This window comes from Flavobacterium sp. GL_143 (genome assembly GCF_057834355.1).
Window position 1 is genome coordinate 2192985 of the sequence record NZ_CM174401.1, and the last position, 20977, is coordinate 2213961.

The 20977-nt window shown below is 33.1% G+C and carries 15 protein-coding genes; 6 read left to right on the forward strand and 9 right to left on the reverse strand.

Features of this window, described 5'->3' with window-relative positions; all coding sequences use genetic code 11:
• The first annotated feature begins 112 nt into the window (after positions 1-112).
• The 3 genes from AC3IPI_RS09570 (at position 113) to AC3IPI_RS09580 (ending at position 2426) form a co-directional block, all read left to right on the forward strand.
• Positions 113-619, forward strand: coding sequence for a lipocalin family protein (locus tag AC3IPI_RS09570; protein ID WP_039111639.1), 507 nt, complete (start codon positions 113-115; stop codon positions 617-619).
• Between the two features lie 29 nt (positions 620-648).
• On the forward strand, positions 649-1338 hold the full coding sequence (locus tag AC3IPI_RS09575; protein WP_039111638.1) for a YiaD family glycine zipper/OmpA-like lipoprotein: 690 nt from the start codon (positions 649-651) through the stop codon (positions 1336-1338).
• Positions 1339-1475: 137 nt separating this feature from the next.
• Positions 1476-2426, forward strand: a complete 951-nt coding sequence (locus tag AC3IPI_RS09580) for an ABC transporter ATP-binding protein (RefSeq protein WP_039111637.1) — start codon at positions 1476-1478, stop codon at positions 2424-2426.
• A gap of 398 nt (positions 2427-2824) precedes the next feature.
• Here AC3IPI_RS09580 and AC3IPI_RS09585 read toward each other — a convergent pair whose 3' ends face one another.
• From AC3IPI_RS09585 to AC3IPI_RS09615, 7 genes are all read right to left on the reverse strand, one after another.
• Positions 2825-3805 carry a DUF2931 family protein gene (locus AC3IPI_RS09585; protein ID WP_489158684.1) on the reverse strand — a complete coding sequence of 327 codons (981 nt, stop codon included), beginning with the start codon at positions 3803-3805 and terminating at the stop codon, positions 2825-2827.
• A 327-nt stretch (positions 3806-4132) separates the two neighbouring features.
• Entirely contained in the window at positions 4133-5080 is a 948-nt protein-coding gene (locus AC3IPI_RS09590) for a DUF2931 family protein (protein ID WP_489158686.1), read from the reverse strand.
• A 116-nt stretch (positions 5081-5196) separates the two neighbouring features.
• Positions 5197-6138 (reverse strand): DUF2931 family protein, encoded by a 942-nt coding sequence (locus AC3IPI_RS09595; protein ID WP_489158688.1) that lies wholly within the window; start codon positions 6136-6138, stop codon positions 5197-5199.
• A 55-nt stretch (positions 6139-6193) separates the two neighbouring features.
• On the reverse strand, positions 6194-7819 hold the full coding sequence (locus AC3IPI_RS09600; RefSeq protein ID WP_489158690.1) for a phospholipase effector Tle1 domain-containing protein: 1626 nt from the start codon (positions 7817-7819) through the stop codon (positions 6194-6196).
• Between the two features lie 2 nt (positions 7820-7821).
• On the reverse strand, positions 7822-9651 hold the full coding sequence (locus AC3IPI_RS09605) for a phage baseplate assembly protein V (protein WP_489158692.1): 1830 nt from the start codon (positions 9649-9651) through the stop codon (positions 7822-7824).
• A 41-nt stretch (positions 9652-9692) separates the two neighbouring features.
• A complete protein-coding gene (gene tssD, locus AC3IPI_RS09610) occupies positions 9693-10085 on the reverse strand; it encodes a type VI secretion system tube protein TssD (protein WP_039119866.1) in 393 nt (130 codons plus the stop codon).
• Between the two features lie 400 nt (positions 10086-10485).
• Positions 10486-12897 carry an alpha/beta hydrolase family protein gene (locus AC3IPI_RS09615; RefSeq protein ID WP_489158695.1) on the reverse strand — a complete coding sequence of 804 codons (2412 nt, stop codon included), beginning with the start codon at positions 12895-12897 and terminating at the stop codon, positions 10486-10488.
• A 265-nt stretch (positions 12898-13162) separates the two neighbouring features.
• Between AC3IPI_RS09615 and AC3IPI_RS09620 the strand changes: the two genes are divergently transcribed.
• On the forward strand, positions 13163-14170 hold the full coding sequence (locus AC3IPI_RS09620; protein WP_039111628.1) for a 3-oxoacyl-ACP synthase III family protein: 1008 nt from the start codon (positions 13163-13165) through the stop codon (positions 14168-14170).
• Positions 14171-14314: 144 nt separating this feature from the next.
• A complete protein-coding gene (locus tag AC3IPI_RS09625) occupies positions 14315-14986 on the forward strand; it encodes a copper homeostasis protein CutC (RefSeq protein WP_489158697.1) in 672 nt (223 codons plus the stop codon).
• Between the two features lie 404 nt (positions 14987-15390).
• On the opposite strand, the gene AC3IPI_RS09630 is transcribed toward AC3IPI_RS09625, so the two are convergent.
• Positions 15391-17805 carry a TonB-dependent receptor gene (locus AC3IPI_RS09630; RefSeq protein ID WP_489158699.1) on the reverse strand — a complete coding sequence of 805 codons (2415 nt, stop codon included), beginning with the start codon at positions 17803-17805 and terminating at the stop codon, positions 15391-15393.
• A 323-nt stretch (positions 17806-18128) separates the two neighbouring features.
• Here AC3IPI_RS09630 and argS point away from each other — a divergent pair, with 323 nt between their 5' ends.
• Positions 18129-19910, forward strand: a complete 1782-nt coding sequence (argS, locus tag AC3IPI_RS09635; protein WP_489158701.1) for an arginine--tRNA ligase — start codon at positions 18129-18131, stop codon at positions 19908-19910.
• Between the two features lie 59 nt (positions 19911-19969).
• Here the strand turns inward: argS and AC3IPI_RS09640 are convergent, their stop codons facing one another.
• Positions 19970-20875 carry a DUF6607 family protein gene (locus AC3IPI_RS09640; RefSeq protein ID WP_489158703.1) on the reverse strand — a complete coding sequence of 302 codons (906 nt, stop codon included), beginning with the start codon at positions 20873-20875 and terminating at the stop codon, positions 19970-19972.
• Between the last annotated feature and the right edge of the window lie 102 nt (positions 20876-20977).

Below are 20977 nucleotides of genomic sequence, written 5' to 3' on the forward strand. Positions count from 1 at the left end.
GACAAATTGGCGCAGGTGTTAATTGTGAAAGAAAAAAAAATAATTTTTAAACAAATTTAATTTTTTTGCATTGTATCTTTGTAGGAGTATTAATTTTAAATTTGCTAAAACGATGAGAAAAATTATTTTAATATGCATATTAGCCGTAACGGTTTTTGCATGCAAATCAGCTTCTACAGCAACGACATCTTCTAATGGAGCTGAACCGCTTTCTACAAAACTTGATAAGTCGACTCAAGTAGCAATTAAAGGGAATTGGGTTTTAACCAATGTTTCTTATCCGGGTTCAGAGTATATTAAAGTAAATTCATTTGATCTTGCTGATTCTAAGTGTTTTATTGGTAGTACTTGGAACTTTATTTCAAACAACAACAAAGGGTCGATGGCTTTAGCATCATCTGGTTGTACTGATTTTTCTTCTCCAATTGTATGGAGTATTAATAGTCAGGGTATGTTTGTTCTTAAGATTCTTGATGCTGGTATAAAAGCAAAAAAAGTGAGAGACGGATATTTATTGAAAATTGGAGGTTTAACTGAAAATTCATTTCAATTAATTGATAATATCAATGTTGGAGGACAAGTTAAAGATGTAGTATACCAATTTCAGAGAGCTAATTAATATTAAAGAATACATAAAAAGATAAATATATGAAAAAGATAACAGTTTTAGGTTTGAGTACTTTACTTGTATTGACAAGTTTTTTTACAAGTTGCGATTCAGTTAAGAATGCAAATAATACTCAAAAAGGTGCAGGAATAGGTGTTGCTGCAGGTGCTCTTATCGGGGGTATTCTTGGAAACAATTTAGGACGTGGTGGAAACGCTGCTTTAGGTGCTGCTATTGGTGCTGCTGTAGGTGGTGGAACTGGTGCTCTTATTGGAAACAAAATGGATAAACAAGCTCGTGAAATTGATCAGGCTTTACCAGGTGCTACTGTAGAAAGAGTAGGAGAAGGAATTCATTTAACTTTAAATGAAAATTCTGTTCGTTTTGATACTAATAAATCAACATTAACGACTCAAGCAAAAGCAAATTTAGATAAATTAGTTCCCGTATTTAATGAGTACGGAGATACTGATATTCAAATTTTTGGTTATACAGATAATACTGGTAAACCAGAATATAACTTAACACTTTCAGGACAAAGAGCTGCTTCTGTGCAAGCATATTTAGTTTCTAAAGGATTAAAATCTACTCGTTTCAAAACTTCAGGTTTAGGAATTGCTGATCCAATTGCTACAAATGATTCTCCAGAAGGAAGAGCGCAAAACCGTCGTGTAGAGTTTGCTATTACTGCAAATGACAAAATGGTAAACGATGCAAAAGCTGGTAAATAAGGCATTGCTTCTTAGCGAATAAATTAAAAGCTGTTTCTTTTGAAGCAGCTTTTTTTTGTAGATAATTTAATAACTTTCTCTAAGTTATTTTTATCAAAGCAACTATCTTTGTATCCTCAATTTTTCAATGCCAACTAATGCTTCAAGTTCAAGATATTTCTTTTTCGTATACCGAAAAACCTGTTATAAAAAATGTTTCTTTTACCATAAATAAAGGCGAAAATATTGCTATTATTGGCGAAAGCGGCTGCGGAAAAAGTACATTACTTAAACTAATGTACGGTTTATACGATTTAAATGGAGGTACTATTTCTTATAATGAAAAACCTGTTTTAGGACCTAAATACAATTTGGTTCCCGGAATGCCTTATATGAAATATCTGGCGCAGGATTTTGATTTGTCTCCTTTTGAAACCGTTGCCGAAAATGTCGGAAAGTTTCTTTCGAATGGTTTTGCTAACATGAAAAAACTTCGTGTTCAGGAATTACTGGAAATGGTCGAAATGGAACAATTCTCGAATGTAAAAGCAAAATTATTAAGTGGAGGGCAACAGCAAAGAGTAGCTTTAGTAAGAGTTTTGGCTTTAGAGCCAGAAGTAATTTTACTAGACGAACCTTTTAGCCAAATAGATGCTTTTCGTAAAAATGCTTTGCGCCGAAATTTATTTAGATATTTAAAACAAAAAGGGATTACTTGCATTATAGCAACACATGATAGCACGGATGCTTTGTCGTTTGCAGATGAAGTAATTGTAATGCGAAATGGAGAAGTTCTTGCTAAGGATAACCCAACAAAAATATACGAAGATCCAGAAACGAAATATGTGGCTTCACTTTTTGGAGAAGTAAATGAAATTGCTACTCATTTATTACTTCCTTACGAAGATGAAACACATAAAACGCTGGTATATCCACATCAATTTAAAATGGTTCCAGAATCTAACTTATTAGTAAAAATTAGAAGAACCTATTTTAGAGGAAATCATTATCTGATAGAAACGGTTCATAAAAGACAGTTAATCTTCTTTGAAAGTGAAATAGATTTACCTGTTGAGCAGGAAATATTTTTAAGTTTAAATTATCTGTAAATTAGATAATTCTTTTTGATGCTAAAAAATAGCAACCCCTACAGGTTTTTTAAAATCTGTCGGGGTTTGTTTTAATAAATAGTCTAATGAAAAATTTAGTTTTTTAAATATTTCTCTAAAAACTGATCTTGTTCCCAAAGCAAATGCAAGATGTTTATTGGACTACATAAGCACGTAACTATTTTGATAGTTTGTATTTAATGCGATGATTAAAAGAACTACTATATTGTTTTTTTTTCCATTGTGTATTTCTCTTTTGCGTTTTAATTAGCACCTACAATTGTTGTTAAAAATGATATGATCCTTTATAACCCACCGAACCTTTATAAATACGCACGCTGTCTACTTCTATTGGTTCATGGTTACCTTAGTTCGATTATGCTGTTTTCATTTTTAAATTAATATTTGTCTTTAAATACAAATTTTGAGTTTGTTTTTGTATTTCTTAGGATGGCTTTTACAACATCATAACGATCACTTAAAATTAATTCAAGAACGAGTGGTTCTAATGTATTACTTTCTTTTCTAAAAGCATCTAGTACTTCATCTTCATCAAAACAAAATTGCATCCTGAAATTTTTACGCCCATTTCCCCATGCTAAACTAAACTTTTTTGGGAGGAAATTAAGAATAGAATCTGTTTTTGACTCTCTTCCATTAAAATGCCAAATCTTTTGATTAAATAATTTAAAATAAGAATCGTCTAAAGTAAATCCGCTCGGTAATTTAATTTCTAATTTATAAGGGTGTTCCTCCATTACCAAGGCCACTTTTCTAGAGATATCGATATCTGAAGTTTTGTCGGTTTCTGAACGATCATCAAAAACATGCCAGGTTGCTTTCGTTTCTTTTGCTTGATATTCTCCAATTTTAAATTTTTCACCAATAACGTTTTTGTCAAACTTTCGTATCCATACTACAACCTTCCCTTTTGGTTTAACTTCAGAAATAATTTGAAGAACTGAATTGAAACCGTTATAGCTGGGGTACATACCCAATTGAATTGCTTTTGTCTCAATTATTTCTGTGGGTAAGACAAAACTGCCATCATAAAATTTTCGCTCATTATAAGAAAACCATCCTATATATAAACTGTCAGGAAAAAAAGTATCCTTCACATCATGTTCAGAGACATTTATTTCATCCCAACCACTATCAAGTATCTTATTTTTACCTAGATCATAAAAGCTCCTTCTATCAAAATTATAATTTGAAACCTGTACTATATTTCCTTTACTGCTAATTACACCGGTGGTCCAATCAAATCGGCTGCTTCCTTTGAAAAAATAAAACTGGATGCCATTTGCAATTAAGGTTACTATCAGTATTATTGTAAGTAACCTATTCGTTAGATCATTATGTTTACTTTCCTTTTCCATAATTAGTTTTTAAAATTTTTGCCCAATTGAAATATATATCCAAAAATCACAAAATAGATTACTGAAATAATTAGGGAAAACCTTAATATATTCTTTATAGAGTCTTTGTATGATTTATTCTCTTGGGGGCTAGCATAAATCGCTACTAATAGTATATTAATAGTTATAGGAACTGCAAAAAATATAAATTCATCAGAATGCCTTTCACCATTTAATAAGTAGGTCTGTATTGATATTGCTATTAATATCAATAGAAAAGTGGTTTTAGTTGTTTTATCCATTGTGTATTTCTCTTTTATGTTTTAACTAATTACCTTAAAATGCCAATTAAAAATGGTATGACCCTTTATAACTCACCGACCCTTCATAAATACGTACGCTATCGACTTCTATAGGTTTGTGATTTAAAAACAATTCCAATTTCCGATTGTCTTTGCTTATTTTTACCTCAAATTCTTGTTGATCCTCGGTTTTAAATTTTTTAAATTTTTCGAATATTACTTTCTCATTGAGGAAAATATTACCTCTAAAGCTTTCGCCAGCAGCAGTTTCCCAATCAAGTTCCAGTATTTGCGGTAAGGCACGATTATCGTAACTGGTGGCGGGAAGTTGTGGCATAAAAATGATGTCTTTTTCACCATTATAATTAGTAAAGCAGTATCTAAACAAACGCAAAGCTGGGTTTTCGTTCTCCATTTTTACCCTAAAGGTGTAGCGCTTGCGGTACATATCCCATTTTTCGGAAGAGGTATTGGGTAAAAAATCTCTTTCTTTTACTTCTTGTCTGTTCATAGACCATCCCTTAAAAAGTCTTTGTTCGAGCTCTTTATCGTCAGGAATTACCTGAGCCTGATAACGCCCGAGTTCGATTCTCATAACTCCGTATTCTTTCCAGACCACAACCATGCCCTGTGGAGCAAAACCAAATATCAAGCCCGAAAACTTTTCGGTAACATAATCATTATAGCGACGGGTGGTATCTACTGCTTTTTTCATTTCCTCTACAGAGAAATCAACTTTAAGATGGTAAAACTTATCTTCGTAACCAGCATAATAAATTACATCAGCCCCTATAGGCGTACCATGTTGTGAAGTCCAGCTTTTTCCAGATTCTCCCCAGCGTCCCGACGAACCACCAAAGGGTAAACTGGCAGAAGCTCCCTCGAGCGTTAAGATATCACCTTGTACAAATTCGACACCGTATGCATTTTCATTTTGGCTAACAGATAATATTGGCTGACACGCATAACTCTGCCATTCGTATTTATTTTTCATTTGACAACTGACGTTTAAAGTGAGTATTAATAATAAAATCGAAAGTTTATTAATTTTATCCATTGTGTATTTCTCTTTTGCTTTTTAATTACCACCCACAATTGCCTTAAAAATGATTAATAAGATCCCTCATACATCACTGAACCTTTATAAATGCGTACACTATCAACTTCTACAGGTTCATGATTTAAAAAAAGTTCTAGTTTTTGATTGTCTTTACTTATTTTTACTTCAAACTCCTGTTTGTCCTCTGTTTTAAAATTTTTAAATTTTTCGAATATAACTTTTTCATTTAGAAAAATATTCCCTCGAAAGCGCTCATCAGGACTAGTTTCCCAGTCGAGTTCAAGGATTTGTGGTAAAGCATGATTGGCATAACTTGTCACGGGGAGTGGAGGTGTAAAAATGATATTCTTTTCGCCATTGTAATTGGTAAAGCAGTACCTAAATAAGCGTAAAGCAGGATTTTCATTCTCCATCTTTATCCTAAAGGTATAACGCTTGCGGTACATATCCCATTTTTCGCATGAAGCATCAGGCAGAAAATCTCTTTCTGCTACTTCTTGCCTGTTCATCGACCAGCCTTTAAAGAGTTTTTGCTCGAGTTCTTTATCGTCAGGTATTACCAGAGCCTGATATCGCCCGAGTTCAATTCTCATAACTCGATATTCTTTCCAAACCACCACCATACCTTGTGGCGCAAAACCGAATATCAAACCCGAAAATTTTTCGTTTCTATAATCATTATAGCGATAGGTAGTATCTACTGCTTTTTTCATTTCCTCTACAGAGAAATCAACTTTAAGATGGTAAAACTTATCTTCGTAACCCGCATAATAAATTACATCAGCCCCTATAGGCGTACCATGTTGTGAAGTCCAGCTTTTTCCAGATTCTCCCCAGCGTCCAGAGGATCCGCCAAAAGGTAGAGTGGCATTATTTCCTTCAAGTGTTAAGATATCACCTTGTACAAATTCTACCCGGTATATGTTTTTATTCCTTCCTTGTTGTTGTTGTGGTTGGCAAGTATAACTCTGCCATTCATATTTATTTTTCATTTGACAACTGACATTTAAAGTGAGTATTAATAATAAAATCGAAAGTTTATTAATTTTAGCCATTGTGTATTTTTCTTTTACGTTTTTCTATAGGTAAAATTTCTGTAAATCGGGGCTCTAGCCCAAATTTATCTGCTTTTACCGACCAATGTAAGTATTTGTTGCGCAATTCTTTTAAATCTGTTGGATTTATATAGTCGAGATAACTTATTTTTTCCGATTCTTCCCAGTATTGTAATACAGGTTTTTTTTCCCTTATAGCTGTATTTCTGTGCATCATAACTGCTTGACAATAAATTGTTAGCTGTTTAAACACTTTGGCAATAAAAGGATCAGAAATATTAGTTTTTTGTTCTTCGATAATTTCATTATAAAGAACTTTAAATTGTTTCGAAACCATAATCATTTTATTCAGCGCTATTTTATCATAGGTGTTTTCGAGCGTGCGCGTTCCTACCAAATAGGCAACTCTTTTATCATCATGAAATTCAAGCATAAGCTCACTGTCTTTGTACCAACCTTCGTTTTCTAATATTTCTTTAAAAGCATTCGCTTTTTTTGTATTTGGAATAAACTTATAATTCTCATCACGAGTCCCGAAATGAATGGGTTCTGTATGTACAACAGAGCGTTCTTTATCTTTTTCTAAATAAGACCCTCCAATATCCGAATGCACTCCGGGTAGGGTTAATTCCAACCCTTTTAAACCGGCGCTGCGAATATTGGTTAAGTCAAAATTTTCCCGATATTCATCGGCAGCTGAAATTTGGAAAATCATTTTGGCTTTTTTTATCGCCTTAAGACCTAAATCTTTTACGTCGTTATTATGAATCAAACCGTGGGAAGAAACAGTATCATATAAACCAACAAAGTTAAAAATAACCTCCCTCAGCTCAAAAACGCCCTCATTAATAAGACATCTGCCAAAATATCCTAATTTAATTTCAAAACTTTCGGGATAAGGAGGCTTTGTTTTATCTTCATTTTTCGGGTATTTTTCTGAAATCATATCTCCAGGAAGAATAAAATTTCCTTCTTTAGAAACTTTTACAGTATAGGAAACATTGGTAATATCCAAAAAATGCCTTGCCGTAGCCGCCCCACGACTAAAACCAAATACATTTATTGTTAACGAATCAATTGGTTTTCCGTCAGCTGCTTTTTGAACTTCTATCGCGCCCAATTCGCACCCCTTTTTTACCTTGTCTTTTATGCCTGTATTCCAGAAACCGGCACTTTGCGCAATACCCACAGGGAGCATATCGTCTGTTTCTTTATCGGTAGTACCCACACCTTCAACATAAACTGATTTATGTGTTGACTCTTCCACAGATATTGCCTCATAAGCTCTTGCAATGTTGGTGTAATCATTTTCGTAGCTATCATCTATTTTATTCGAATTCTCTAGGTATTCCTCTTTGTTTTTTTCTCTGGCTGCGGTATTGGTTTTATTATTGGTTGTACCATCAAAGAAAAGATTCAGAGTAAGATCAAGTCTGTTGTTCATAGAGTCGTCAGGGTGTAATGGTTCATAATCATGGTACATAATACCTTCTTCTTCGCCATGCCAGTTATTCTGTTCTGCTGCAATAAAATTCACATCTCCTTTAGTTGCTCGTATATCTATATTGCCCTTAGCCGTTTTGGTTAGTGTGCTGCCTATAATTCTTGTAATTCCCATAATTATGCGTTTTTAGAAGTTTCTGCACTGTGGTTATTCACATTTTTTGCTCCTCGCACATTTATGCTTTTCTCGGTGCTGTTTAAAAGTACTTCCTGAGCCATTTCTTTAATATCATCGCTTTCAGTTTCTTTTTTCCCACTTACCCATTCGAGCATATTCCCTATAACATTTAAGATGTAATCGGTACCTACGGATAGGTTATGGTGTAAATTAATCTTGGTTTCTTTATGGCCTCCGGCACTTTCTTTAATATTCTTTCCTGCGTTCATGATGATATCTTCCCCAGCTTCAATTTCTATATTTTTTGGAGCGAGAAGTTTTATGCTTCCTTTTCCATCCATAAAATATGTGTTCCCGCTTGGGTCTTCTATTAAAATGCTACCTTCGGCATCGTTATACACAATCATGATTCCAGAACGGGTACGCATTACTTTTAGATCATTATTGGGTGTGGCGTAGCCGCTTTTTTCTTTTGTGCTGGATATTGTTCCTGTTACTATTGGCATTTCGGCATTGCCTCCTTGAAAATCTACAAATACTTTATCGCCTATTTCAGGAACCCAATGTGTTCCTCTGCCATCTCCGCCGTGTTGTTGTGTCACTGGGATATATGGAGTGGTTTCGCCTTTGGCTTCTTGCCACGGCATTTGTATGGTTATGGCACTAAGTCCGTCGGGGTCATTATTAGCCATTACTATTGCCGACTGGCTCTCGCAACGTGGTACTAAATCGGGATTAGTTTTTGGCGAGAATACGGCTCCATTAAAATTTACTGCTTTAAAATGGTTTTCGTACCCTCCGCCATCATCACACGTATGGGTAATTTGGGTTACTCTATAGGTACTTTCTAGTTGCACATCGACGCCTGTTATTCTAACTGTATTCCCTAAGGTAACTCCTGGGACTTCGCTCGTGGCTTTTATATGCATTAGTCCACTTGTTATAGCTCGCATTTTATTCTTGGCATATTCTTCAGAAGCATTTCGTCCATTTCCTCCTACGGCATTTTGGTTAACTTGTATTATTGTTTCTTTATTAAATACGGTATTAGATTTGTTGATGAAGTTTTGATGAAATCCATCAGCTTCTTTTCTGTATGTAGCAGTATTTGTAGCAAAATGGTTGCCTTGGCGATTATCATTCTCGATGGTCTTAAACAAAGTTGGGGCTAATTTTATCTCATAGCTGAAATCTTGCATATTAACTCCATAAACCAGATTAGGTTCTGTTCCTGAGCTTCCGGGACTACCAAAAACTATCGTGCGTCCTGTGTCGTAAAACCATTGCCCGTGACGCATTGCTACGCGGTTAAGGAAATTAAAATCGCTCTCGTTGTATTGAACCGTGTAAGCTAGATTGTCTTTATAATAAGGGGATACATTCATATCGATTTCATAACCCGATTTAATCTTGTTTACAATATCGCTTAGTGGCATTCTTGTAAATGAGTTTGAGTCTGGTCCATTATCTAGAATTATTGATGTACTATATCCTTTTATCAATATGGTTTCTTCCATATCTTTACTAGTAGATTTTTGCAATTTTACCTTAGTAACTATCCCATAAAACTGCATGATATAGTCCTTTGGGTTAGTTATAATCATGAGGTCATCGAGATCTGGGATCGGTTTTATCTCTATGCTTATTCTTTCGCCTATTAATTGTTGCGAAACAGGCATAACACTTTTAAACTCATCTACCAATGAGTCTTGTCTTATTTGTAGGCTAAAAGTATGATGGTCATGGATTTTCTGCACAATTTTTAAACCGCTGAAATTCCGGATTGTTTTTTCTCCTATTTTTATTGTGGTATGTGTTTGTAATGCCATAGTTGTAGATGGTTAAATTGTTTTATAGCTAGTTTTGGTTATTAAGAATTTTTCCAGTTATTCTCAAATAGAGTATTGCCAATTTTTACTTCGTTGGAACTAATAAGTATTTCGGTTGTCATAGGAACATTACCTTCACTACGAAAGCTTTTGCGGAAAGAAATACAGAACGCTTTCTTGAAAGTCACATTTTTCATAGTGCTCATTGCGTCTCTGCGATAAAAAATAATTTTGCCGTCTTTGTTGCTTGTGTGTGATACCATCCAATCCGAAAATAAATCGGTTTGAGTACTTTCTACAACTAGCCTTATTTGACCTCCTTTGGTTTTATTGGATGGTTTGCCATTGTTGTCGGTGTTTTGATCTAGGTTTATGTCAAATTCTAAAACATTAAATATCTCGTTGTCTAATTCTAATTTTGCTAAAAAACTCATCTGCTTGTTTTTTTTAAATTGGTTTTTACTTAATTAATGCTATACCTTTTTTGTTGTAGGTGTAATTATTATTTATGTTTTACAAAAAGTGCTTTCGTAAAGTAAGCGTGATGAGACTATTTTATTGGGAGAAATAAGTTATATAAGCGCTAGAATAAGACTTTTTTTATAAGATAAAAGCGTGAACCGAATACTTAAAAGGGGATTTAAATACGTGTGAGTTTCTGGTTTTCTAGCCCTGATGGGAACGGCATCCTTTTATGGCGGGGTTTGCCATAAAAGATATAGTGTACAGCAGGATTAGCTCCTTAATAAATTAAGTATAGTATGAAACGAAAAAATCCCCTAAATGATGAGTTTAGGGGATTCTTGGTGTATTAATTGAGAAGTTTCTCAGTAATTAATTTTTCAAATATTTCTCTAAGAACTGATCTTGTTCCCAAAGCAAATGCAAGATATTTTCTTTAGCTACATATCCATGAGATTCTTTAGGTAAAATTACCATTCTTGCAGGAGCGCCCAATCCTTTTAAAGCTTGGAAATAACGCTCTGTTTGTAATGTAAAAGTCCCAGGGTTATTATCGGCTTCACCATGTACTAATAGTAGTGGCGTTTTCATTTTGTCGGCATGCATAAATGGTGACATTGTGTTGTAAACATCTGGAACTTCCCAGTAATTACGTTGTTCTGTTTGGAAACCAAAAGGAGTTAAGGTTCTGTTGTAAGCACCACTTCTGGCAATACCGCAAGCAAAAAGATTAGAATGTGTTAATAAGTTAGCAGTCATAAACGCTCCGTATGAATGTCCTCCTACAGCAACTTTCTTTCTGTTTATATATCCTAGTGCATCTACAGCGTCTATTGCAGCTTCGGCATCATCTACTAATTGTGTAATAAAATTATCATTAGGTTCTGTAGTTCCTTCACCAATAATTGGGAACGAAGCATCATCTAGAACTACATATCCTTTGGTTACCCAATATATAAATGAACCATAGTATGGAAACGTAAATTCATTTGGGTTTTGGCTACTTTGTCCTGCACTATTTTTATCCTTGTATTCTGCTGGATATGCCCAGATTAACAATGGTAATTTTTCTTTTTTGACTTTGTCATATCCTTCAGGTAAGTATAAAGTTCCAGATAATTCTACACCATCTTTTCTTTTGTACTTAATAACCTCTTTGCTTACATTCTTAATACTTTCAAATGGGTTTTTGAAAAAAGTAACCTGAGTTAAGCTATTTTGTTTTTTTATGTTTCTGAAATAATAATTAGGATAGTCATTTTTAGATTGAATTTGTACCAAAACTTTTCCAGTTTTAAAATCTTCAATCTCTACTATATCTTCTTTTTTATCTTTAAATGTAGAAGTATACAGACGTTTTGTTTTTAATGTTTTAAGATTAAGTTCGCTAATAAAAGGGAATTGACCATCTTTGGTAAAACCTTCGCCAAGAAGAAAAGCATTGTCGTTTTCTATAGCAAGAACATATTTATTGTATTGGTTCTTTTTAAATTCAAAAGCACCTGGATCTGCATAGATATCTTGTGAGTTTCTATCGAAGATTACTTTTGGTTTCTGAGTTGCGTCAGATGGATTAATTAAATAGGTTTTAATGTTACGTGTATCATACCATTCGTCCATAAGGATTGCAGTATTGTCATTCCCCCAAATAATTTCATTAAAACGTTGAGGTGTTTTTACCAATGCAGTTGCTTCGGTATTAAATGGAGCATTCCAAAGAAATACTTCGTCTCTAAAATCAACTTTATTTGCAGGATCTCCACCATCTAAAGCTACAACATAAGAAAGCGTTGCTGGTTTGTCGTTTCTCCATGACATTTCTCTTTTTCCTTTACGAACAGCCATAAAACCTTTTGGCATAATTTCATAAAGAGGAACTTCGTTTACGGTTTTTACTTCTGTACCGTTTTTATCATAAACTATCGCTTTTGATGGAAATCTTCCTAACGGAACAATATAGGAGAATGGTTTTTGGATTGTAGTTAACATCACATAATTACCATCTGGTGAAATTCTCTCAGAAGAGTACATATCAGCATTTTTAAATAAAGTAGCTGTACCGTTAATGTTTACTTTGTAGATTTCAGATGTGATGATGTTTTCAAAATTAGCTTCATCATTTTTGTTTTTCAACATGTCTGCATAGGTTCTATTTTGCGATTTAGATCCATCGGCAGTAGAAACAATTGGACCTGTTGGTAAATCTTTTTTAGAATCTAATAATGCAGGTCTGTTTTTAGGCAACATCTTTACAAGAATTGTTTCGTTGTCGTTGAACCAACTAAATGGAGTTCCCAGATTAGCATTTAAATTTGCTTCGGTAAGTTTTGTTGCTTTTGCAGATGTAACATCTACAATCCAAAGTTCTACTCCGGTTTTTGTAGTATGAGTAAATAAGATTTTCTTATCGTTAGGCGACCATACAATATTACTGATTTGAGGAGCTGTTGGTAAACCTGATACTTGAACTTCTTTGGTATCGCTGATTTTTCTTAATTTAAGATTTTTTACATACGTAACCGTGCTCGAAATATTTGTTACAGGATTGATTCTTAAACCTGCTAAACGAAGTTCTTCCTGATTTAAATCTTCTAATGTTTTATAGGTATTTCTGTAAGTTAATAACATGAACTCTTTTTTTGTATCCATTGATACTGAAGGAGCTCTTTCGTAATCGGCTAAATCCAAAATAGATTTTGAAGGTTTCTGGTACGTCAGGTTTTCTTGAGCAAAAGCCACTAAGCCAAGATTTAAAAACAGAAATAAGGTAACTTTTAATTTCATAGTTGAAACTTTTATGATTAAAGATTGTTATGATTTGTCTAAAGTAGTCCAATCTTGTTACATTTTAATAATGAAAAGTGATTGTTATAAAAAAAAGCTTTAAATTTAATATGTTTTTCTTACAAATCAGAATGTGCTTGTGAAAAGTAATTAATGGGAATAATATATAGAATTGTTAATTACTAAAAAATCACTAAATTGTGTACATGATTTTTAAAAGATGTTTAGATTTGCAGTCCAATTTTTTAACGAATAATAAAAAAATATGTATCATTCAAAAATAGCGGGATTAGGATATTATGTCCCTTCAAATGTGGTAACCAATGACGATTTGTCAAAAATAATGGATACCAACGACGAGTGGATACAAGAACGAACAGGGATTGAGGAACGCAGACACATTATAAGAGGAGAAGATACTACAACTTCGATGGGTGTAAAAGCTGCCGAAATAGCTATCCAACGTTCTGGTGTAGCAAAAGAAGATATCGATTTTGTTGTTTTTGCAACATTAAGCCCAGATTACTATTTTCCAGGTCCAGGAGTTTTGGTACAACGTGATTTAGGATTAAAAACTGTTGGAGCATTAGACGTAAGAAACCAATGTTCTGGTTTTATTTACGCTATTTCTGTAGCAGATCAATATATTAAAACAGGAATGTATAAGAATGTTTTGGTGATTGGTTCTGAGGTTCACTCTACAGGTTTGGATATGACAACCAGAGGAAGAGGGGTTTCGGTAATTTTTGGAGATGGAGCTGGAGCAGCAGTTTTGAGTAGAGAAGAAGATACTACAAAAGGAATTCTTTCTACACACTTACACTCAGAAGGGCAACATGCTGAAGAATTATCTCTAACAGCACCAGGAATGGGAGCTCGTTGGGTAACTGATATCTTAGCAGATAATGACCCGAACGACGAAAGTTATTTTCCTTATATGAACGGACAATTTGTATTTAAAAATGCAGTAGTACGTTTTGCCGAAGTAATTAATGAAGGTTTGGTAGCTAATAATCTACAGGTTTCGGATATCGATATGTTGATACCACACCAAGCAAACTTGAGAATATCACAATTTATCCAAAAGAAATTTGGCTTGAATGATGATCAGGTATATAACAATATTCAAAAATATGGTAATACAACCGCAGCATCTATTCCGATTGCATTGACAGAAGCTTGGGAAAAAGGAAAAATCAAATCTGGAGATACAGTTGTTTTAGCTGCATTTGGTAGTGGATTTACATGGGGAAGTGCAATTATCAAATGGTAATTTAATTTTTACATTATATTTTAAAACCTGTTCCTTTTGGAGCAGGTTTTTTTGTTTAATTTCGGATCAGGATAATTTTATAAAATTTTATTGCCAGATTCAATGGAATTGAAGTCTGTTGCAATTGTTTAAGTATAATAAGAAATGGAAAAAAGTCAATTAGAGATTGCATGTTTTAATCTTGATTCTGTCGAGATTGCTCAGGCAAATGGAGTAAACAGAATTGAGTTGTGTGTAAATATGAAAGAAGGAGGAACAACTCCGGATTTAAATTTAGTTCGGGCAGCGAGAGAAAAAGCTACAATAGATTTAAATGTTATTATCCGACCTCGAGGAGGAGATTTTGTTTATACAGAAGCTGAGTTTGAGGAAATGAAAGAGAATATAATCGAATACAAAAAATATAATGTTGATGGGTTTGTATTTGGAAATCTTAATCCTGATGGAAGCCTAAATATGAAACAAAATAAGGAGTTAGTTAATTTAGCAAATCCGCTACCTTGTACTTTTCATCGTGCTTTTGATGTTGTTTCGGATGTATCTAAATCTCTCGAAGATGTAATTAATTGTGGTTTTAAAACAATCCTGACATCGGGACAAGGAAAAAATGTAGAAGAAGGAATTGATGTACTTATCGATGTTGTCCAAAAAGCAAATAACAGAATAGTAATTATGCCCGGTGGAGGACTTAGATCTACGAATATTGGATTGCTAAAGGAAAAACTAGGAAATACTTTTTTCCATTCATCAGCAATTACCGACTCTGGCGAAACTGCGAGCGCAGCAGAGATTAATGCTCTAAAAGCTAAGTTGTAGTTTTAGTATGATGTGGTAAAAAACAAACACGAATTTCACGAATTGACACGAATTTATATGGCTAACTTAGTTTGTGAAATTAATTTCACAAACTAATTCGTGTCAATTCGTGAAATTCGTGTTCAATTTTTTTATAATATTTGTGCTTATATGACAGAGATAGAGCCCGATTCCTTTATTTTTTAAAATCCGTTTTTATCAGCGTTTTCGCCTTGGTGAATCTGCGTCATCCGCGTTCCATCTTTAGACAATCTATGTAATTTAGATATATCAAAAAAGCCCAGAGTGGCATACTCTGGGCTTTCTTTACTACAAAAAATATTCAAAAAGGTTTCGACTTAAGTTTATCCTAAACGGAGACGAACGACTCAACCTGACAATAAAATTCGAATAAGTGTGATGGATTAAAACATTCCTCCACCGCCTTTACTCGTGTTATCTTCTCTTTGTTTACGTTGCAAGTTTTTAATTTTTGCTCCACCAAAATTATAGGTTAAACCTAAATAAACTGTTTGACTTTCCCATGTAAATTCTCCTGTATGCGGGTAAGGATAATTAGAATCAAAAGCATATTTCATGGTGTCAAATACGTCATTAAAACGTACACTAATATTCATCTTGTTGTCTAATAATGTATAACGTGTACCTATGTCCATTTTGTACATTTCATGACTATTATTTTGAAGTCCGTCTACACCGCCTCTGTAAAAACCGAATAATAAGAAACTGATACGTTTGTTTACTTTAAAGTTTGAGTTCATACGACCATTAAATGCAGCAACAGTAACTTTCCTTTCAATTGGATTACTCATTTTTGTTACAGGATCGTATAAAAACACAACACCTTGTTGGTTGATACTAGAAAAATCAATAGAAGGTTGGATATCCCACCACTTTGTGATTTTGTAATTTAACGAAACTTCAAAACCGTAAGAAGTATTATGATCATAGTTAGTGTAAGTCATAATTTGTTTGTTACCGCTTGGGTCTGTCTCATCAGGATATAAAATTCTGCTAATTTGGTCATTAATACTTCTGTAGAAAACACTAGTTGTAAAACTTCCTTTTTCAAGAGTTTTAGTATAATTTATTTCTACCGAATTAGTAAACTGTGGTGTTAATTCAGGATTTCCTAAAGAGGTTACTAACGGAGTAGAAAACTCACGAATAGGTTTTGTTTGTTCTAAACTCGGACGGTCTACACGACGGCTATAGCTTAATTGCAAAGTATTTTTCTCATCCAGTTTATATGTAAGATAAGCTGATGGATATAAAGTGATATAGTCATCATTAAATTTTTCAAGACCATGATTTAAATTAGCTACTACTTTATAACTTTCAAAACGAGCTCCTAATTGGTAACTGAATTTTTTGTATTTCTGACCAAATGTTACATAAGCTGAATAGATATTAGTGTCGTAAGTATAATTAGTAACTGGAAATTCAGCAAGCGGATTTCCGGTAATATAATCATTATTTGTTTTAGTAATTCTAGCTTCGGCACCAGCTTCAAGGGTAGTTTTCTCGTTTAAAGGATTCACATAATCAATATTAAAAGTGCTTAATTTACGAGTAGCTTTAATTTGATCATCGTAAATTACGCTTTCTACAGTATTATCCGTTTTTGTAGATTGAGTATCAAAAGCAGCATATTGTGTTCCTTCATTATCACTATAGTTTCCTTCAAAATCTAAAGTATGGCCTTCTTTTTTAAAGATATGTTTGTAGGCTAAATTATAAGTACCAATTTTGTTTGGACCTGAGTATTTTGATTTCTGAAAAATATTAGAAACATCAGAATCTGTTAGATTATTATAATCAATGTTTGTGTCTACAAATCCTTTTCCGTTTGATTTATTTTGGTTGGTATAGACAGACAATGTGTTATGATCGTCAATTAAATAATCCATTCCAATTTTATACAAGTAAGAATCATTATCGTTTAGGACATTAATATCCTGAATGATTTCCGGATCAATTCTTTTGATGAAACCACTGTTGTGATAAGTTCCAAAATTCTGACCTACGTTTCCAAATAAATTTACTTTTCCAGTTTTATAATTCAAATCTAATGATTGATTGTATTTAGCTGTTTCCCCAAAAGTAATACCAGCACTATAACTTCCGTTGAAACCAGCGTTGGAGTTTTTGTGCAGAATAATGTTGATGATTCCAGACATTCCTTCTGGATTATACTTAGCACTTGGGTTTGTAATCAACTCAATTTTTTTGATAGAAGTTGATGGAATTTGTTTCAGTAATTGTGCAGGGTCAATATTTGATGGTCTTCCGTCAATTAACACACGTACATTATCGTTTCCACGAAGAGAAAGTTTTCCGTCCTGATCAACATTTACCGAAGGAATGTTATTCATGATGTCTGATGCAGAAGCTCCAGCAGTTGTAAGATCCTTACCAACAGTAATTACTTTTCGGTCAATTTTTTGTTCAATAGTCGAGCGTTCACTAACAATGTTTACACCTTTAAGTTGAGTAGCTTCTTCTTCAAGAGCTACTTTAAAAGTGTATTCTTTTTTTGAATCACTAAAGTATAAGTTGGTTTTGTATGGTCTAAATCCGATGTATTGTATTTCTAAGATATAATTTTTTAAAGGAATATTTTTTAAAATAAAGTCTCCTTTATCATCTGTCACACCACTTGCGATTGTTTTTCCTTCTTCTTTTACGGCAACTGTTGCATAAGAGATTGGAGAATTAGTGGCTTTTTCTAGTACTTTTCCAGAAACACTTCCGGAATTTTGAGCTTGTACCGATGTTATCACTCCAATAAGTAATAACATGATAATTTTAAGTTTCATAAGATTTGATTTAGTTAAGGTTGATTAATTGATTATTTGATTGATGATTTTGTCTTTAAAATACAAGTTGATTATTCTTGCTGAAAATTTATTTAAAGACTCTATTAAGACTATTATATTAATTTTATGTTACAGGATTTGCGAAAAAAAATAGTTGAATTATTGTTTTTTCTTTGTTTTTCAGGTATTTAAGACTGTTATTTGTAATGAGTCTTAATTATTTTTTAAAATAAGAGAACTTCTTATCATAGATTTTAAACCTTTCACATTTTCTGTAATTGATGAATAAGCAGTATATTTGCACACTTTAAAACTAAGTTTACATGTCATTATCACAAATTCTTACGCCTTCTATACAAAAAGCAATACAAGCCTTATTTGAAGTAACCGTAGATAAAATCGAATATCAAACTACCCGAAAAGAGTTTGAAGGCGATATTACAATGGTTATTTTTCCTTTACTAAAAGTGATTAAAAGTAATCCTGTTGAGTTAGGAAATAAAATAGGGAATTATCTTGTAGAAAATCTTCCAGAGGTTGCCCGTTTTAATGTGGTTTCTGGTTTCTTAAATATTGTAATTGCCGATACCTATTATGTAAATTTCTTTAATGGTATAAAAGATGGAAAAAAATATGGTTTTGTAGAACCGAATCCTTCTGATAAAGCAATTATCGTAGAATATTCTTCGCCAAATACAAATAAACCATTGCACTTAGGTCACGTTCGTAACAATTTGTTAGGATACTCAGTTGCCGAGATTATTAAAGCTGCAGGTAAAAAAGTATATAAAACTCAAATTATAAATGATAGAGGAATCCATATTTGTAAATCGATGTTGGCTTGGGAAAAATTTGGAAATGGAGAAACTCCCCAAAGTACAGGTTTAAAAGGCGATAAACTGGTAGGAAACTATTATGTAAAATTTGACAAGGTTTATAAAGAGCAGATTAACGAATTAATGCAAGCTGGTAAAACCGAAGATGAAGCTAAAAAGCAAGCGCCGATAATATTAGAAGCACAAGAAATGCTTTTAAAATGGGAAGCAGGAGATAAAGCTGTCAAAGAACTTTGGGCAAAAATGAACCAATGGGTTTATGATGGTTTTGCTATTACATATAAAAACTTAGGTGTTAATTTTGATAGTTACTACTATGAAAGCAATACTTATTTATTAGGAAAAGATGTTGTACAGATCGGTTTGGATAAAGGAATTTTTGAAAAAGATCCAGATGGTTCTGTTTGGATTGATTTAACCGATGAAGGTTTAGATCGTAAAATTGTACTTCGTTCAGATGGGACAGCAGTTTATATGACACAAGATATTGGTACAGCAATCCAGCGAGTAAAAGATCATCCAGATGTAGGAGGAATGGTTTATACTGTAGGGAATGAGCAAGATTACCATTTTAAAGTGTTGTTCTTAATTCTTCAAAAATTAGGTTTTGATTGGGCTTCAAGTTTATATCATTTATCATATGGAATGGTAGATTTACCTTCTGGTAAAATGAAAAGTCGTGAAGGAACTGTTGTTGATGCCGATGATTTAATGCAGGAGATGACCGATACAGCTCAGGAAATTTCAGAAGGTTTAGGGAAATTAGATAGTTTCTCTGTCGATGAAAAAGCAAAACTATATAGTACAATAGGACTTGGTGCTCTTAAATATTACATTTTAAAAGTAGATCCTAAAAAACGTATCTTATTTAATCCAGAAGAGTCTGTAGATTTTGCTGGAAACACAGGGCCGTTTATTCAATATACTTATGCAAGGATACAATCGATTATTCGTAAAGCCGATTTTGATTTTTCTGTTACATTAACTGGAATCGAAGAGCTTCATGAGAAAGAAAAAGAATTGGTAAAACAAATCGAACTTTTCCCAGAAGTAATCCAAAATGCAGCTCATAATCATAGTCCGGCATTAATTGCTAATTATACGTATGATTTGGTAAAAGAATACAACTCATTTTATCAATCAGTACATATATTAGGAGAAGAGGATTTGACCAAAAAAATATTCAGAGTTCAATTCTCTCAAAAAGTAGGAGAGATTATAAAATCTAGTTTCAGCTTATTAGGAATAGAAGTTCCTGAAAGAATGTAAAATAAAAAAGAGCCGTTAGTTTAATACTAACGGCTCTTTTTATAACTAACTAAAAATATTTATTTTACAAATTTGTTGATGATTGCATCCGTTTCTGCTTTTGTAGCAGTAGGTTTTAAATCAAACAAAAGAGAATAAAGTGCTTTTCTATCTACTTTGGCTTCTAGATTTAAATCTTGATGTCTGTCAAAAAGAGTTTGCCATTTATCACGAACATTTTTCCAAAGTGCGTTGTTTTCCTTCCACCATTTTTGACCAGCGATACATTTAATGTCTGCAACTTTAGTGTACACATCCATTCCTTTTTCTTGAGCTAACAAAACATCTTTTCCGCTATCATCGCGAACTAATTTGTCATTATCTTGCTCATGATTCCATCCTGTAGCAGTAATTTCATGAATGTTTCTTCTTTTTAAAACATTATAATCATTACGTATTGTATGTTCTCTACGAGGTAGTGGAGCATCTGTAACATTTGCCCAGTAATCTTGCCCATCTACATGTACCCATGTTGAAGATCCTTCATATCTTGGACTATCATCTACCTGATATACTTTTTGACTCCATTGACCTTTTACGTTTTTTTTGTCTAACTTTTTATATTTCCAAGAAGTTCCTTTATCAAATAAATACAAGTCAGTGTTCTCATACAACCAATCTTGTCTCCAGTGTTTAATAATCATATCATCACTTACTATCAATAAGTGTTGCATTACAATTTTGTTAGGGGTGTCTTCTAATAATTCTACCCACTCTAAAGCAGATTCATGTTTAGTTGGTGAAGGCTTGTAATTAATTGAATCTTTAGAATACTTAAATGTTTCAGTAAAATTAAATTTCACTTCATAACAACCACACATCGATTTTATCGATTTAATATCTTGTTGTTTTTTAGATTCCTGGCTAAATCCAAAATTTACAGATAACACCATAACGGCTGATAAACAGAGGCTTTTTGTAATCATAACTTGTTTTTTTTGATTTAAAATTTTTAGCAAATATATAAATTTTATTTAGAATGAATTAAAATAATTATATATTTGCCAAGATTATTAAGACCAATTAAA